Origin of the sequence: Flectobacillus sp. BAB-3569 (genome assembly GCF_002270355.1) — a bacterium.
Classification (GTDB): Bacteria; Bacteroidota; Bacteroidia; order Cytophagales; family Spirosomataceae; genus Flectobacillus; species Flectobacillus roseus.
Map to the genome: position 1 here is coordinate 1 of NZ_NJFZ01000043.1, position 14,902 is coordinate 14,902.

Here is a 14,902-nt window from a genome sequence, read left to right on the forward strand (position 1 = left end):
TTAGCATATTTGGATGCTAAAGGCATCAACGCATGGATACCCAACTTTGGGCAGTACAAACCTCAACGAACAGGCTTTACCTACCATAAAGAGGCAAACTATTACCAATGTACGCAAGAGGGTGGCAAACAAGCAATACTAACCTACAAAGGTGAAAAGACAGACAGCAAAGGCTATACCAAACGTACTTATCGAAGTAGTGAATCAGATTGCAAGGATTGTCCACTTAGAGAACAATGTTGTGGTAAAGCTACAAAATTTAACCGGGCTGGCGAACCAGAAGGTGGATAATAGTATTCACAAAGAGCATTACGACCGAATGCATGAAAAGCTTACCCAAAACAAGTCTTATGCCAAGCGAATGGTGCGAATACGAAGTAAAACCGTCGAACCCGTGATAGGGACACTTGTGAATTTTTTGAACATGAAACGAGTGAATACACGAGGTATCAAAGCCAGCAACAAACACGTATTAATGGCAAGTTTAGTTTACAACTTGCAGAAATATCTACGCTTCATTGTGAAAAAACCAAGTATATTAGCCCAAGCTATTGCCCTTCCTGAAGGGATAATTTATGCCTCTCTCAAAAGCGTATCTGTAGTCATTAATAACTCGGTTTTAAGCGCTTCAAGTTTGAGGATGCTTTGTAAAAACTAAAAAAACAAACCTCTCTTAAATCGCTTTAAAGGAGGTCTGGGTGTGTATTCTGTAAGTAAATTTTAGGAAAAATGAGTTGTGCAACAGCTACCCGTGTTATAGGCAGCCTTTCTGTCGGTCATTTTCCCATTTTATACAACTGGACTTAGGTCAAATGTTTTTACAAACCGATTCTTAATTCCTTGTTTTGCAAAGTGTCCAAATAATAACATTAATGCAGGCACGGCAAAGGTGAAAACGGCTCCTACAATTCTAGTTTCGTTTATATCTCCATTTATGTTGTCAGTTGTCAATGCAAATATTCCAAACAATGGAAATACAAAGAAGAAAATCAATAAAATTGAATTTGGTCGGACTGTAAAGGTTACACGTGTCCGTTTAAATTCATCTGAAAATATTTGTCCATTAAGATAAGACACTTCTCTTTCAAAGCTTTTGATAACAGCGAATTGCCATTTTGGAGTCATTTTAAACTCATACTCCGAAATAAACTCTCCTGTCAAGTTCACTGAAAAATTCCAACCATTTGTTTTGTCAAAGAGTTGTTGAATTTCAGATTTCAATCCGTCAACAGATTTGTCTGAATAGTATTGAAACTCTTCCTTCCATATTTGTTTTGGTAACAATCTCATTGTCGTTTCTTAAGGTTGCCTATAACGTTCGAGGCTTTGTGTAGTTGGGGAATTGACCAACTGTCCGCCCGGAACTGAAGCTAAATTTATAACTAAAAGCCGAAGTTTAGAACTACTGTCTGGCAGAATTACGTCCGCCGAAACAAAAGATTGGATATGCACTGCCGATGATTGCTTCAACATCAAGCCCCAATTGCACAAAACCTTTTGTTGCCTGCTGGCGTTTTGTCGTTCAACAAGTTACAATTTATGAGAAAGTCCAACGAAAAATCCGTTACTGTCATGCGATGGATTACGTTCAACCCCTTTAGTGTTACCATTAGAAATATGTAAATGTCGCACTCCAAACATAATAGCTGTTGATTTTGAAACATTAATTTCTGAACCAATGCCATACTTTGTAGTTCCATTCCATTGAGTACCTAAGCGGTTGTCTTGGTCAGTTGGTTTAGGAAATTCATCTAACAAATAAATAAATCCTCCGCCCGATTCAAAATACAAACGCCATTTTACTTTGTTTATAGGATAAAATCTTGCAAATGGACGTATTGCAAAACCTGTTGTTTTATTAAAATCATCTCTTGGAAAATATACGTCAAACTCAACGCCAACTGACATCAATTTTCGCAATTGAAAATTGATACCTGTATTGTTTTGGGGCATAAAAGTATGCGGATATTTGTAGCCCCACGACAAGCCTGTTTCATTGTAAATGGATAATCTGTCCTTTAAATTCGGGTCCTTTTTAGTCAATAGCAAACAAGTTCCCACAGCAACAGCGGGAATGATAAAGCCCATTGAAGTATGAAGTTTTACAGGTTCAAATCCCAAAGGATTATTATACCAACTGTCACCCTGCCAATATTGAGCTTTGGTGTTGTTGAAAAGCATTAATGTCAAAATAACTACGATAGTCACTTGCTTTACTTTTGCCATATTTATTAGAATTTTTGCAAAAGTAGAATTATGGGAAAGTGGTTACGTGCAAAAACAGCCTCAAAATAAGCCAAGCGGACATTTTTAAGCCTGAAACGGACAGCTATTAGTAGGTTTCCAACCACTTGATAAATGCTGAAGATTTTACTTTGCTGATGATAATTTCTTCCGGTGATGGCTGAGTAAGTGTTACTTTTAGTTTTCTCTTTTCAATCTGTTCCACTTTTTCAACGGATTTTTTATGGATTAAGAATTGCCGGTTGGCACGATAAAATATGGTAGGGTCAAGGACGTTTTCAAAGCTTTCCAGGCTTTCGTTTTGAATATATTTATGATTAGAAAACAGGTACTGGAAAACAATTCCGTTGGATAGATGAAAAAAGGCAATTTCTGAAACGCTTACAGGAATTACCTTGTCCTGATAACGGGTAATGATGATACTTTTATGTTCTTTTTCCTTTGTTTGGTTGTTTCTTAATTCGTTTAAATTTTTGTTCAAATGGTTAATTTCCTGCTGAAAGGCGATTTTTTCATCTTTATTTTTCAGGAAAAACAAGTAAGCAAAAGCAATGCTCTCAATAATGAATGTCCGGAAAGCAGTTATGGTTATGATGGCATAAAAACTGGCTTCTTTTAGATTAAGAAAATATATTAGCCGATTGGGTAAAGTATTGAACAGTAACAAATGGACAATTGTGAGCAATACAAACCCGCAGACAAGTCCTACACCAAATTTTGTCCAATAAGAAAGAGGGGGTTTTGATGTCCATAAAAATTTATTAATAGTATAAAACGAAAGAAAACAAAGTCCAATATAAAAGAAGTAAAGTGTTAAGCTTTGCCAATCAATGACTGAATTTTTAATAAATTTTGGTATGATGCCAATGAAAGAAAGTCCAATGGTTATAAGTAATAATCTAAATTTCATTTGTTTGTTCTGCTTTTTTACGCCAAAATTGCTTCATCAACTAACATACTCAAGGCTTTGCTTTTTAATTCTTCTCCCGATTTTATTTCAACGTATCTGTGGACTTTGCCACTACCTTTTAGCATATTATAGGGGTCTTGCAATTCGTTGCCTTTATAAAACCCCAATTTCCCGCCATTTTTTGATAATAAAATTACCCATATTACATTATTATACCCTTTACCCCTTTACCATAAGAATATGAAATCAATTTAGCAGTCAGGTCAACATCTTCTTCTATTCTGGGTAAATGCTTTAACAATAAATCTTGAACTAAAAAGACAATATTTGAAACCTTTTCATCATAGATTGCAAGTAAATTGTCCATTATATTATTTATCATAAAATCAATCGATGAATTTAGAATGTTGTTTCGCTCTACGCTTGCAGGCAACGGTTTGCAGCTTGGCGAAGTGGCGGATTTTGAAGCACTTACTTTCATTTTAGCACCAATGTTCATTTGAAAACCAAATATTCAATTTAGCACTTACTCCGCCATTTTGCCAAACTGTTGTTATGCCCAGTTTTTATTTTTCTGTCCAATACTTTTCTTTTAAATATTCTGTCTTTTTAATATCGCAACCTAATACAAATACTCTATAAACAGGTCTGTCTATTCCGTAATATGGTATTTTGTCTTCAAAATATACTGTTTCCATTGACTCCAATATGTTTTTTAAATCGTTGATTTTATTTATGTCTGTGGAAAAACCAATGCAATGTGTCTTTGCCCATTTGTCAGACTTAATTTGATTTAAAGCGTATTCGACAATTTCAATTTCTGACTTGAAGTATTTCAAATTGTCTTTTTGTCCATGTTCTGTATAATACCAAATATAAAGTCCGCCTGATTTGTCAATTCCAAAACCTTCATAAATACTGCTTCCGTTTATTGAATAGCTATTAAAGTTGAAACAGTTTTCTTTCATCCAATTTTCAAGTTCGATTTCTGTCTTTGGTATATAAACACTATCCATTTGTCAGTTTCTTATATGTAAATGTTCTCAACTCAATTTCAGTCTTTAATTTTTCAAATTCGTTGTCAAAATATAATTTAAAGAAGTGTTTTACGTCTTCCCAATTGTCAAGCTTAGTTTGAATTTGTTCGTCTTGATTTTCTCCATAAACAAAAAATAGGTCAAGGTTTTTGTGAACTTCAAGGACAAATTCGTTCTCCATATGTCCAACCCAAAAAGCTCCGTGTTCTTCGTCCATTCGGATTGTTTCTTCAATTGCGGATTTTATGTCGTCAAAAGTTGCGTTCTCAACTGAGTCGCCCCAACCTTTTTCTATCCAAATGTTTGTTGTCATATGTGTCGTTCTAAAATTGGGCATAACGGCTACGTATTGGTGATGGTGGGACATTTGAAAAACGTCAGCCCAACATTTGAACAAATACCCTATAGAATTACAAATGTAGAGTTTACAACTGTCAGCCCCACTATTGCCAATACGATGTTGGCGGCTGCTCTTTTTCAATAGGGTTGAAATCCCATTGATACTTTAAGAAATTCCAAGTTAGTTAAGTCGTCAACCTCTAAACCAAATCCAGCCGTTCCATCACCAAATCTATCCATATTTGTATTTGGGTCATTGTAAGAAAATTGAATAATTGGAACAAAATTTTTCCTCATTTCAAGCATACTGTTTACGTTTTTTTGAAAATCTTCTTGTGTTCTAATGTCAAGTTTTGTTTCTACAAATGACAAATCCATATCAACATAATTTTCGCCTAATATTTGATTTGTTAAATAACCTTGTCCTGTAACATTTCTAATAATTTCATTTATATCTGATTCTAACAAGTAGAAACTTTCAATGTTTATAAAATTCTGTTTAATTTCCTCAAATTTAAATCCATTAGCCCAAGGTAAATTATAATGTTCAAAGTATTCAATGGATGCAGTTTCAAATATTCCTTCTTTAAAGTAATTAACAGGAAAATCTGTTCTTTGCAAATCCTCAATATTGTCAAAATAGGAAAAATGGAATGAGTTTTTATTTATCAAAAAACCAGGATGATTCTTGTCAATGAAAGTAAAAACACTAAAAATACCTTTTGGAGGTAATTGCTTTTCAATATCAAAATGAGTGAATTCTGAGCAATTAAATTGCCCACAGAATGTTAATGGTTCGTTGTTGTACGTTGGCCAAACAAATGATTTTGGCAGGTCTGGTTGTCCGCCAAATTTAGACTTTCCAATTTCCAAGTCATTATCAGATGATTTGTCAGTTCTAAATCCTATCGCTGGTCTAATCAATTTAATAAGCTCTTGTTTATCATTAATTTCATAAATAAGTTTGTCGCTATTGATTTGAGCTATTATTTGAGATAGTTTGTTACTCATTTTACGAATTGTATAGGTTACTGTATTATCGTTATAGAGTTGCCGCCAACGATCAGGTATTGCCGATGGTGGGAAATTTGGAATACTTCTGCCCAAATTTAGCACAAAAGCCCAATAGAATTACTACTGTTCAATTACTTCGTCAGCCCCACTATTGGCAATACCATGTTAGCAGCAGAATTTAGTATTTGTCTGTTAGTTCCCCTTTTCTTATTTCTGAAATAGAAATTAAGTATTCTCCAATTTCTCTGAATGTCTTTAAGTCGTCTTTTCTTGGTGTCCAACGTATCACTAAATGATAATTATTGTCTTTCAAAGTTTCAATTATCCATTCAGAGCCGTCCATTCCATTCTCGTTAGTTTTTTCAGTTGGCAAATTCCAAAAGTTTGAATTGTTGATTTTTTCAAGTAACTTTTCATACGTTTCTTGTTTAACAGAAAACGTTGTATCCTGTATTAATTTTCCTGGTTCATATCCACCTGCTCCATTACAAACTTTGGTAATAATTTTTATTTCATCATATTGTTTTTCAAGTCTAATAGAAACTGGATGATGAAAAGTTCGAAGCCAAGTAAATCTATAAATCTCTTTATTTCCTTTGTAGTCTTTAATTATTGGTTCATTCAAAGAAAATAACATTTTAGAAAACCAATTATTTACAAAATTATCAAGTGCATTCTGTGTCAAGGTATCGTTTTGGTCTTTTTTTAAGTTAAAGTACAACGCTGTACTGTCTTTGGGTGTGGATAAATTTTCAAATTTTGAATTAGTCCTGTCCGTTTGTGACTTACAAGATATTGTCAAAAAAGAGATTGTCAATATGTAAAGTAGTGTCTTCATAATTTTGCTGCTAACTCCTAAATATACGAAAGTTTTGTAGTACTTTTTGTATTGTTTGGTACTTTACAAGTTTTCTATTGTACTACTCTTGTCGTACTTTTTGCATTGTTTTATGTTTTGTATTAGATCCATTTAATCTATCGAAAGCATGGAGAGATATTAGGCTCAACTTTTTCCGATGGTTATGGATTAGTGTCCTGGTGTTAAGTTTGAAAATTTGATAAAAATGGCGCTAAATTTTTAACTTAAACCAGAGAATTCCTCCCAAAATCTCTTTAAGGGAGCTTAAATTCAGCTTAAAAATCATTTCTCTCAGCTTAAATGCACCTTAAAATAGTCTAATTTTGAATTTGAGATATAGAATTAATTCATTGATATTCAGATTGTTGAAATTTGTTTTGTTGCTTGTGTCTGTGTTTTTTGATAAAAAGAGATGATTTTCCGTTTACTCAATCTTGTAAATCCAAAACAGTTTTATGGTCGTTAGTGATGTAGAAGTTCAGTTGATGAGCTTTCTAAAACATCCTTACGCTGGACAGCCCTTTATCCAGTTTAAATATTCGTTAAACTATAAAACTCAAAACATTATGAAAACGCAAGCCCTAAAATTATCGACTGCTGTTTTAGCAATCTTCAGTTTTCAAGTTGCCTCAGCCCAAATTGGAGCTTCTGCTACCAATGCCATCAAAGCTACAAGTAGTGCCGTTGCTAGCACCAACGCTGCAAGTAATGCCATCAAGGCATCTACTCAAGCAGCAGCTAGTAGCTCAGCTGCGGTAAGAGCTAGTACGAATGCTACTTCTGCGGTACAAGCTACAACGCAATCTGTGGCAAAAGCAACTGGTAATGTCACTAATGCTACGAAAAATGTAGTTTCGACCACGGTAAATGCTACAAAAGAGGTGGCTTCTTCTACGGCGTCTACCTTGAAGGCAAGTGCGAGCAAAAGCGCCAACGCAGCATCAGATGCAAGAAATAGTTCAAGTGTAGATGTGGATGCCAATATTTCTGTTGAAACAGATGGTAACATCAATGTGAATAAGGCAAATGGATTGAGTACAAGCAATGGTAATGGTAACGTAAACTCTCAGGCAAGCGCAAACGCTAGCGAAAATGGTAAAGCCAATGCTAATGAAAATGCAACACCATTGTTAAAAGAGAATCTGGTAGTGGCAAAGGAAAAAGCAGCGAGTACAATCAATACAACAAAGACAAAGATGTCTGAATCGGCTACCGATGCTAAATCTAAAGTAGGTTCAGAAGTGAAGTCAGCCTCTCAAACAAAAACGGATGCTTCTATTAAATCGAGTACCTCGATAAGTTCAAGTGCAAGTGCTGTAAAGCATTAATTTGCTTACCTTAAACTACCACTCTCGGGTCTGGGAGTGGTATTTTAACCCAATATCAAGCCAAACCCATCTTAAATTTATCTCGCCATGAAACATATAATCATCCTTACTGCTCTTTTCATATTTTTAGGTACTGGTCAGGCTTTGTATGCACAATCCGAAACAGAGACTCCTAAAAAAACCGTGGCAACTATCATCAGTGGACTTTCTTACTCTCCCAAATTACATTACTATGGTCGAACAGATGACCTTAAAAGTAGTGCTTTGATGCCGACAGTATTGGTACAATTTGATAGTCTTGGATTGTATTTGACTGGCTCGACAGTTTTTACGACCAATACAGTCCAACCACTGCAGTATGCGGCAACCGTAACGGAAGTCGGTTATAAATTTGGTAAAAGACAAGGTATTGCAGGGAGTATTTATGCAGATAAATTCTTTTATCAAAATAAAACCTTAGTGCAGTCTGCCTTACAAGGACAAGCTGGTTTAAACCTTATTCATCTTAACAAAATTGCCAATATAAATCTTACCAGTATTGCGGCCTTTTCAGATAAAACTGACTTTTTTGCCAGTGCGGGACTCGAACATCCAATTGTGATGAAGACGGGGAAAAGTGTATTTGTCGTAACGCCGACGGCTGTTGCTAATGCTGGTACTCAGAGCTTTACCAATACGTATTTTAAAAATAATAAATTCTTAGGAATTCCTATTTCAAATCAATCTACCACTCAAACTACACAGGTATTCAATCTATTGAGTTATGAATTTAGTATGCCAGTTGTATGGGTCTTTAATAATATATTTTTGGTGGCGACTCCAGGTTACGTGATGCCCCAAAATGTTGTATCGACTTCAGGCAACACCGAAGTTGTTTCGCGCAACGGTACCAATCTATTTTATGTAAATCTTTCTTTGCTTTACTCGTTTAAAGTGAAAAAAGGATAGGTATTAGTGATGAATGATGAATTGTAAATTAGAAGTGTAAGTGCTTATTTATCAATAATTTATTATCAAATTTAAAGGTAAGTGGCTGAAAAAAACATATATCAATACAGTTGATGTTTTCTAATTCCGCACTAATACTTGATTGCAGTGTGCGCCTAAGTTTAGAGACTGTACGCTTTAAGTAAAACAAATAAATACTACTTCTGAGTATTCACGCAATGTTGGCTGAAAGAATTACTTTATTCTTATTTGCCAACCTTGCATCATAGTAGATTGAAGGTAGAATATTTATCTCATCACATCCTAAGACTACGTTTCACCTCTTTCAAAATCTCCAATTGTTCCTCTTCCTTAAGCTGATCCCATGCCTCTACTTTGATAATTTTAGTCAGATTTTCACTTCTTGATACTGCCAGTAATGAAAAAGTTAATTCATCCTTTTTGCCCCAGATATAGCGACAAATAATGATGCTTTGTTCTGAATTATGAATCTCGTCTAATATTTTAAGGTCTTTGTACAATCCACTTTCGGACTTCATAGATTGTATGAGTTCCCCCATAACCGTTTTACTTGTAACAGATTCGTCGTTATTTTTAGGGGTATAATATTGGTTTAACTTGGTTTCAATATCGATAAAACCACCATGGTCTGTTCTTTTAAACTGCCCGTGATACTTGGTATAGCTATCTGTTGGCCCTACAATGGCTTCGAATTCCCAACTTTGAGGAATGTTCATTTGGATTTCGGCATCCTTAATGTCAAAATTTTTAGTTTTTACTTTATTGGCTTCTTTACAACCTAAAAGTGTAATAAATACCAAGAAAAACAATGTGATAAAACGTAATGAATGTCGTGACTCTCTCATAAGTAAAAGGTTTTAAAGGATTTGTAAAGATATTCTTTTTTGAATTAAAATTGAATGTGTCAACCGTGAAGTAGGGGAGAGAGAGATTTATTACAAGGAATTAAGTATATAGAGGTTTAAAGATATGATGATACAATTATAAATATCCCTCTTTAAAGCGCTTTAAAAGAGGGCAAAGGCAATCGTTATACCTTATTGATACCTTTTAATTGTTGTTTTAATTTTCTTCTTTTCTCAAACTCTCTTCTCTGTTTGGTGATTTCGTACAAAACAATTCCTGTTGATGTTGCTAGGTTAAGACTCTCTACAATCCCAAACATTTCGATATTTATACAGGCTTCACTTCGTTCTAATGCCAAGTCACTGATACCGATAGACTCTTTACCGAACCATACCGCGAGTTTTTTCTGGGTGTAATCGCCTTCATGTAAGATAACATTTGTACGACCTTTCATATGAGGGGAGGTAACAATGGAAGTGAAATTCTTTTTCTCTAAATATGATAAACATTCCTCGGTACTTCTAAATTTCTTTACAAAAGTCCATTTAACCGACGAAACAGACGAGGCTACGATGGATTTCCGTTCTTTAAATTCATCCCAGTTATTTGGTAAAGAATTGGTACTATCTATTAAATATAATTTTTCAGCACCAAGTGCATTGATGTTTCTGATTACTGTTCCAACGTTATTGGGGTCTTTAGGATCTTCGAGAACTACAATTAAATTCTTACATCTAAACTCTTTAATTTTGTCAGCACGTTTTCGTAAACTGCTTTTCTCTTTACTGACTTGCGTTTCAGTCGCGGTCAGATTTTCTACTTGATTATTTTCCATTTTTAAGAATGATGAATAGGGCTTTGTCTAAGAAGGAAAATTGAATTCCTGATCTTAGGTGAATTTACAAGTTTTCAATAGTACAACAAAAGTTTAGGCTTGCTCTTCAGTTTCGTTGAGGTAAATCTTTTGTCAATTTAATGATTTTCTCTTTTCTTCTCACAAAGACATCTTTCAAAAATCCTATTTCTAATCTTATTTTAATTTATTCTAAATAAAAGCTTGTATAATAGTATTCCTGCCTTTACATTTGTACATCTATTTAAAATAAGTCTAAATATCAATAATGAAATGAGTTATATGAAGAGTGTTTTTTTACTAATGTTATGTCTGTTTTCGCAAATGATTTATGCTCAAACTGGACAGATTATCGGTAAAGTATCTAATAATGACGGACAACCAGCAGCTTTTGTCTCTGTTCAATTAAAAGGAAGTAAAAAAGGAACGAGCTCAGATGAACAAGGCAAGTTTACGATTTCTAATTTGAAAGGTGGAAATTATACATTGGTTGCTTCTTTTGTAGGATACAAAACACTAGAGCAAAAGGTGGTAATTGAGGAGGGAAAAACATTAAACCTTTCACTCGAATTGCTTGAAAGCTCTGAGATGATAAAAGAAATTGTGGTATCAGGTAGCTATATTGCTAATCGTACTCCTTCTTTGGGCAAAGCCAATATTCGCCCTTTGGATTTACCACAGAGTACAGGGGTAGTAACAAGTACAGTTATTGCCGATCAGCAGGCTATTAGACTTGGTGATGTCGTAAAAAATGTGAGTGGGGTGTCACAAACTGAAACGCGTGGTGGTGTTGCCGAAACATTCTCCTCACGTGGATACAGTGTAGGTATTGCAGGAGCAGGAGGAAGTATTTTCAAAAATGGAACTATCAGTAATACAATGGGTTTCCCTGATGCTAGTACGCTAGAATCGGTCGAAGTAATGAAAGGTAGCTCTGCTTTATTGTATGGTAATGTGTCAGGTGGTTTGATTATCAATATGGTTACTAAAAAACCTCGTTTCGACTGGGGTGGACAAGCATCTATGCTTTTTGGAAGCTATAATCAATACAAACCAACGCTTGACGTGTATGGTCCGATTAGTAAAAACCTTGCATTCAGAGTAGTAGGAACTTACGAAAATGCAAAAAGCTATCGTGATGTTGTAAAGACTGATAGAACTTACGTTACACCATCTTTGCTATATAAAATTAATGACAAAACGGATGTTTTGTTACAGGTAGATTATTTGAAAAGTAATATTGTTCCAGATGCTGGTGTAGGTACACCAAATAGTAGAATTACCATTACTGAGTTGCCAGATGCTCCTCGCAATCGTTTTATCAATACTAGCTGGGCATACAATAATACCGAGCAAACGTCAAGTTATTTGACTATCAATCACAAATTTGATGCAAACTGGAAATTAACAGCTATTGGTTCGATTCAAAATACAGAGGTTAAGGGCTTTGGTGTAGGTGTTCCAACTGCGATTGCTACGAACGGTGATTATACACGTACATTGAGTGCCGTTCACACAAGTGAGAGGGATTACACCGCTCAAGTAAATTTGAATGGAAGCTTTAAGACAGGTGCTATTGGTCATCAATTATTGGTGGGGGCTGACTTCTTAAGAATTTCGAATGTGAGCCATAGTTTTAAATTTACTTCAGCGGCAGGTGTAGTGGGTACAGCATACGACAAAATCAATATCTTCGATTTCTCAAAATATGTAGCACGTACCGACATCCCAACGATTGCGGATACTGCTCGTACAACAACTCCACAGAATCGCTATGGTGTTTATGTTCAGGATTTGCTAACTATTACCTCTAAATTTAAAGTTTTAGCAGGGTTGAGATATTCTTATCAAACAGCGTTTCAATCAACTATCTTGAACCTTGAGAAAAATGTAGAGCGTCGTGGAGCTACTGCTGATAAATCAGATGGTGCTTTTTCTCCAAAATTAGCTTTGATTTACCAACCATTGAAAACTACTTCGATCTATTCATCATACAGTAATAGCTTTACGATTAATACTGGTACCGATATCAATGGTGACAACCTTAAGCCTTCGATTATCGACAACTATGAAATTGGGGTGAAAAATGAGTTTTTAGATGGTAAATTGTCAGCTAACGTAAGTGTGTATAAAATCATCAATAGCAATTTTGCTCAAACGGCACTTTTTGATAAAAACGGCAATCCAAATACCAATACAAGTATCAGAGAGTTATCAGGCGAAACAACAAGTGATGGTTTTGAAGTAGATTTCAATGGGGTTTTATCAAAAAACTTTTACTTCTTGCTTGGTTACGGATATAACTATATGCGCTATACGAATACTACAGGAGCAGTTGGTTCACAAGTAGAAGGGGAGCAACTTATCAGAAGTCCAAGAAGTACAGCCAATGGTTCGATTTTCTATACTTTTGATAATACTAAGTTGAAAGGCGTGAAACTTGGCTTATCTGCCTTTTACACTGGAAATCGTTTTGCAGGTAATAACAACGTAGTTGGTTTGAATGGAGGTTTGAATAATACCACTGCCTCTTTGAGTTCATACAATGCGTTGATTCCTTTATCTGGTTTTGCAACTGTTGATTTCTCGATAGGATATAGCTTTAGCAAAGTATCTGTTTTAGGAAAAGTTTCGAACATCTTTAACGAAATGAACTATATTGTTCACGATCGTTATAGTATCAACCCAATTGCACCACGTCAATTAGCGTTGACGGTAAATTATAGATTTTAATTTGAGTAATCCATAATTTAGAGATTATTTTTATCGCAAGTTTTAGTACCCAAAAAGGCGTTCGAAATTAGATGTTCGAACGCCTTTTTTGATGAAAAGTTGGAGGAGAATTCCGTTTCCTAAATTTGGGCTATCTCATATTATGTTAGCAATGAAGTTAGTAGGCAAAATCAAGTTGCAGAATTCAATGGGATAAAATATTAGTAATTAAGGGATTGCACTTAAAATTCATTGCTCACAATTCAGTACTCATACTATCCTTCAATGTGTAAATCGTACTTTTGTAAAAGTCCAGCAAGTCCGAGTACTGAAAACTTGGCTTTTTTCATTCGGTTACTTTCTGGGTCTATGGCGTAATTGTAAGAACTGCGAAAATCTGCTTTTTCGAGTACAGTTCTGTTAAAGATAGCCTGTTCTAAATTACAATTTTCGAAAATAGCGCTCGTCAAGTCTGCTTCAGCAAAGTCAGTGCCTTGTAGCTGGGTGTCTTTGAAAATAGTTTTTTGAGTTTGGTCTTGAAAAAAGAAGCATGATTTAGCTGACAGCCTTCAAAGGAAACCTCAAAACCAAATGGATTACAAGTATCAAATCGTAAGCCTAATGATTTACAGTCTTTAAAAGTAACTCCCTGAAATGCAGTATTGTTGATGGCTGCCAAACTCATATTGCAACCAACGAAACGACAGTCCGTAAATTTGAATCCTGAAAGGTTTTTGTTTGACAAATCACAATGGTTGAAACTACAGTTTTCGTACTCACCCTTGGGTAGCTCATTGATTTTATCGAAAATTTGGTCAGTAAGGTATTGGTCTTGCATCGGGTATTTCGCAGGTTTGTGTCTCTTACTTTGAGACTATTTTGAAACATCAAAGATAGCTCTATTTAACAATAGTAAATCCAAAACCCTCATTTTGTAATATAGAATAGGTGATAGATATAATGTCAGAATATCCAACCTACACTTTTTTTCCATTCTTCCATTTCTTGCTTTCTTTTCATAAAATCCTTCGGTGGAGTAAGGTTGTTGTAGCGAGCATGAAAGCGTATTGACTCAGTTTTTTCCTCAATAGTATTTGGTATTCCTACCGATTTTCTTCTTTCGTTTAGATTGGCTTCGTCCTCAATAGGGTTGGGGCTAAGTTGTCCATTTTCATCCCAGTCAAATTGGGTGCCAAATACTTGTGGTTTATCCTCAAAAACCGCAATTCGGTCTGTTAAATAAGCCCAATGCGCTGCGTCAGCTTGTTTGGCGTCGACAGCCTCCTTTAAAAGTGATGCACATCGTTTCATAAAACTTGGTAAATCAATCGAATGTTGAATCACCAACCAAGCAGCCTCATTGGCTTTCTTTCCAACTTTTTCAATGGTTGGAAAGCCTATTTCTTTAATGATTTCGTAAAGAATAGTGGCATGATAGATATGTAGGTCACGCATTTCTTCATCATATCCTTCACTCAAGCGACCCTCTTTTGCTAGCCTATCTCTCAAAGCAAGGTCATTATTTTGGAGTTCAATAATTCTATGGGCGATCGTGGGATGTTGCATTTTTGAAATGAGCTTTATTCTTAGTATTATGCTGATGGTAATTGCTTACCCTGATTACTGGACAAATCGAGAAAGTGAGATTAAGGGGTATCGACTTTTTTACTGACTTTTTTAAGAACAGTTTAAAACTGTTGAAAAAATGAGTCCAAGACTAAGTCATGAACTAGTAAATTCAATTTTGTCCAGTAATCAGTTGCCTACCATTAACGATTATACAAATCACTG

At 35.1% G+C, this 14,902-nt stretch carries 19 protein-coding genes and 1 pseudogene; 6 read left to right on the top strand and 14 right to left on the bottom strand.

Translation table 11 applies throughout. From position 1 onward, the window contains the following. Together BWI92_RS27875 and BWI92_RS27880 are read left to right on the top strand one after the other, a co-directional pair. Window positions 1-291: pseudogene (locus tag BWI92_RS27875) on the top strand (hypothetical protein); the annotation flags it as partial. Then, a complete protein-coding gene (locus tag BWI92_RS27880; protein ID WP_217903494.1) occupies window positions 284-658 on the top strand; it encodes a transposase in 375 nt (124 codons plus the stop codon). The pseudogene BWI92_RS27875 and the gene BWI92_RS27880, both read left to right, overlap by 8 nt. Window positions 659-789: 131 nt before the next feature. Here BWI92_RS27880 and BWI92_RS25670 read toward each other — a convergent pair whose 3' ends face one another. The 7 genes from BWI92_RS25670 to BWI92_RS25695 form a co-directional block, all read right to left on the bottom strand. Further along, the gene (locus BWI92_RS25670; protein ID WP_141234933.1) at window positions 790-1,284 is read right to left on the bottom strand and encodes a hypothetical protein; all 495 of its coding nucleotides are present in this window, start codon (window positions 1,282-1,284) and stop codon (window positions 790-792) included. A gap of 246 nt (window positions 1,285-1,530) precedes the next feature. Next, window positions 1,531-2,226, bottom strand: coding sequence for an acyloxyacyl hydrolase (locus tag BWI92_RS25675; protein WP_095168367.1), 696 nt, complete (start codon window positions 2,224-2,226; stop codon window positions 1,531-1,533). A 106-nt stretch (window positions 2,227-2,332) separates the two neighbouring features. Beyond that, window positions 2,333-3,154: a LytTR family DNA-binding domain-containing protein gene (locus BWI92_RS25680; protein ID WP_095168369.1), complete on the bottom strand. Its 822-nt coding sequence runs from the start codon at window positions 3,152-3,154 to the stop codon at window positions 2,333-2,335. A 17-nt stretch (window positions 3,155-3,171) separates the two neighbouring features. After that, the gene (locus BWI92_RS28950) at window positions 3,172-3,321 is read right to left on the bottom strand and encodes a hypothetical protein (RefSeq protein ID WP_409024765.1); all 150 of its coding nucleotides are present in this window, start codon (window positions 3,319-3,321) and stop codon (window positions 3,172-3,174) included. Window positions 3,322-3,356: 35 nt separating this feature from the next. Next, window positions 3,357-3,653 carry a hypothetical protein gene (locus BWI92_RS27100; protein ID WP_141234934.1) on the bottom strand — a complete coding sequence of 99 codons (297 nt, stop codon included), beginning with the start codon at window positions 3,651-3,653 and terminating at the stop codon, window positions 3,357-3,359. A gap of 67 nt (window positions 3,654-3,720) precedes the next feature. Beyond that, window positions 3,721-4,170, bottom strand: a complete 450-nt coding sequence (locus BWI92_RS25690; protein ID WP_095168374.1) for a hypothetical protein — start codon at window positions 4,168-4,170, stop codon at window positions 3,721-3,723. Continuing rightward, a complete protein-coding gene (locus tag BWI92_RS25695) occupies window positions 4,163-4,504 on the bottom strand; it encodes a hypothetical protein (RefSeq protein ID WP_095168376.1) in 342 nt (113 codons plus the stop codon). Before BWI92_RS25695 ends, BWI92_RS25690 begins: the two co-directional genes overlap by 8 nt. Here BWI92_RS25695 and BWI92_RS27515 point away from each other — a divergent pair, their 5' ends adjacent. Next, complete coding sequence (locus tag BWI92_RS27515; protein ID WP_176464544.1) at window positions 4,505-4,675, top strand: hypothetical protein; 171 nt, start codon at window positions 4,505-4,507, stop codon at window positions 4,673-4,675. Here the strand turns inward: BWI92_RS27515 and BWI92_RS25700 are convergent. Together BWI92_RS25700 and BWI92_RS25705 are read right to left on the bottom strand one after the other, a co-directional pair. Further along, a complete protein-coding gene (locus BWI92_RS25700) occupies window positions 4,669-5,637 on the bottom strand; it encodes a DUF1963 domain-containing protein (protein ID WP_141234935.1) in 969 nt (322 codons plus the stop codon). The genes BWI92_RS27515 and BWI92_RS25700 overlap by 7 nt on opposite strands. Window positions 5,638-5,722: 85 nt before the next feature. Further along, window positions 5,723-6,382, bottom strand: coding sequence for a hypothetical protein (locus BWI92_RS25705; RefSeq protein ID WP_141234936.1), 660 nt, complete (start codon window positions 6,380-6,382; stop codon window positions 5,723-5,725). 476 nt (window positions 6,383-6,858) lie between these two features. Here BWI92_RS25705 and BWI92_RS25710 point away from each other — a divergent pair, with 476 nt between their 5' ends. Both BWI92_RS25710 and BWI92_RS25715 read left to right on the top strand, forming a co-directional pair. Continuing rightward, a complete protein-coding gene (locus tag BWI92_RS25710) occupies window positions 6,859-7,731 on the top strand; it encodes a hypothetical protein (protein WP_095168382.1) in 873 nt (290 codons plus the stop codon). 87 nt (window positions 7,732-7,818) lie between these two features. Beyond that, entirely contained in the window at window positions 7,819-8,679 is an 861-nt protein-coding gene (locus BWI92_RS25715; RefSeq protein WP_095168384.1) for a hypothetical protein, read from the top strand. 296 nt (window positions 8,680-8,975) lie between these two features. Here BWI92_RS25715 and BWI92_RS25720 read toward each other — a convergent pair whose 3' ends face one another. Next, window positions 8,976-9,545, bottom strand: coding sequence for a hypothetical protein (locus BWI92_RS25720; RefSeq protein WP_095168386.1), 570 nt, complete (start codon window positions 9,543-9,545; stop codon window positions 8,976-8,978). Between the two features lie 185 nt (window positions 9,546-9,730). Continuing rightward, entirely contained in the window at window positions 9,731-10,381 is a 651-nt protein-coding gene (locus tag BWI92_RS25725) for an RNA methyltransferase (RefSeq protein ID WP_095168389.1), read from the bottom strand. A 300-nt stretch (window positions 10,382-10,681) separates the two neighbouring features. On the opposite strand from BWI92_RS25725, the gene BWI92_RS25730 reads away from it, so the two are divergent. Beyond that, window positions 10,682-13,132: a TonB-dependent receptor gene (locus BWI92_RS25730; protein ID WP_095168391.1), complete on the top strand. Its 2,451-nt coding sequence runs from the start codon at window positions 10,682-10,684 to the stop codon at window positions 13,130-13,132. A gap of 254 nt (window positions 13,133-13,386) precedes the next feature. Here BWI92_RS25730 and BWI92_RS28405 read toward each other — a convergent pair whose 3' ends face one another. From BWI92_RS28405 to BWI92_RS25740, 3 genes are all read right to left on the bottom strand, one after another. Next, window positions 13,387-13,677 carry a pentapeptide repeat-containing protein gene (locus BWI92_RS28405; RefSeq protein WP_310588960.1) on the bottom strand — a complete coding sequence of 97 codons (291 nt, stop codon included), beginning with the start codon at window positions 13,675-13,677 and terminating at the stop codon, window positions 13,387-13,389. Continuing rightward, the gene (locus BWI92_RS25735; RefSeq protein WP_229363575.1) at window positions 13,578-13,949 is read right to left on the bottom strand and encodes a pentapeptide repeat-containing protein; all 372 of its coding nucleotides are present in this window, start codon (window positions 13,947-13,949) and stop codon (window positions 13,578-13,580) included. The genes BWI92_RS28405 and BWI92_RS25735 overlap by 100 nt, the downstream gene beginning before the upstream one ends. 125 nt (window positions 13,950-14,074) lie before the next feature. Continuing rightward, complete coding sequence (locus tag BWI92_RS25740) at window positions 14,075-14,677, bottom strand: DUF6624 domain-containing protein (protein ID WP_095168393.1); 603 nt, start codon at window positions 14,675-14,677, stop codon at window positions 14,075-14,077. Window positions 14,678-14,902: the final 225 nt, after the last annotated feature.

Bases quoted from the DNA above. Each gene is read 5' to 3' on its own strand.
- BWI92_RS25710 (WP_095168382.1), top strand. From the start codon at position 6,859: ATGGTCGTTAGTGATGTAGAAGTTCAGTTGATGAGCTTTCTAAAACAT.
- BWI92_RS25735 (WP_229363575.1), bottom strand. From the start codon at position 13,949: ATGCAAGACCAATACCTTACTGACCAAATTTTCGATAAAATCAATGAG.
- BWI92_RS25705 (WP_141234936.1), bottom strand. From the start codon at position 6,382: ATGAAGACACTACTTTACATATTGACAATCTCTTTTTTGACAATATCT.
- BWI92_RS25730 (WP_095168391.1), top strand. From the start codon at position 10,682: ATGAAGAGTGTTTTTTTACTAATGTTATGTCTGTTTTCGCAAATGATT.
- BWI92_RS25680 (WP_095168369.1), bottom strand. From the start codon at position 3,154: ATGAAATTTAGATTATTACTTATAACCATTGGACTTTCTTTCATTGGC.
- BWI92_RS25695 (WP_095168376.1), bottom strand. From the start codon at position 4,504: ATGACAACAAACATTTGGATAGAAAAAGGTTGGGGCGACTCAGTTGAG.
- BWI92_RS25720 (WP_095168386.1), bottom strand. From the start codon at position 9,545: ATGAGAGAGTCACGACATTCATTACGTTTTATCACATTGTTTTTCTTG.
- BWI92_RS25740 (WP_095168393.1), bottom strand. From the start codon at position 14,677: ATGCAACATCCCACGATCGCCCATAGAATTATTGAACTCCAAAATAAT.
- BWI92_RS27100 (WP_141234934.1), bottom strand. From the start codon at position 3,653: ATGAACATTGGTGCTAAAATGAAAGTAAGTGCTTCAAAATCCGCCACT.
- BWI92_RS25715 (WP_095168384.1), top strand. From the start codon at position 7,819: ATGAAACATATAATCATCCTTACTGCTCTTTTCATATTTTTAGGTACT.
- BWI92_RS25725 (WP_095168389.1), bottom strand. From the start codon at position 10,381: ATGGAAAATAATCAAGTAGAAAATCTGACCGCGACTGAAACGCAAGTC.
- BWI92_RS27515 (WP_176464544.1), top strand. From the start codon at position 4,505: ATGTGTCGTTCTAAAATTGGGCATAACGGCTACGTATTGGTGATGGTG.
- BWI92_RS25690 (WP_095168374.1), bottom strand. From the start codon at position 4,170: ATGGATAGTGTTTATATACCAAAGACAGAAATCGAACTTGAAAATTGG.
- BWI92_RS25675 (WP_095168367.1), bottom strand. From the start codon at position 2,226: ATGGCAAAAGTAAAGCAAGTGACTATCGTAGTTATTTTGACATTAATG.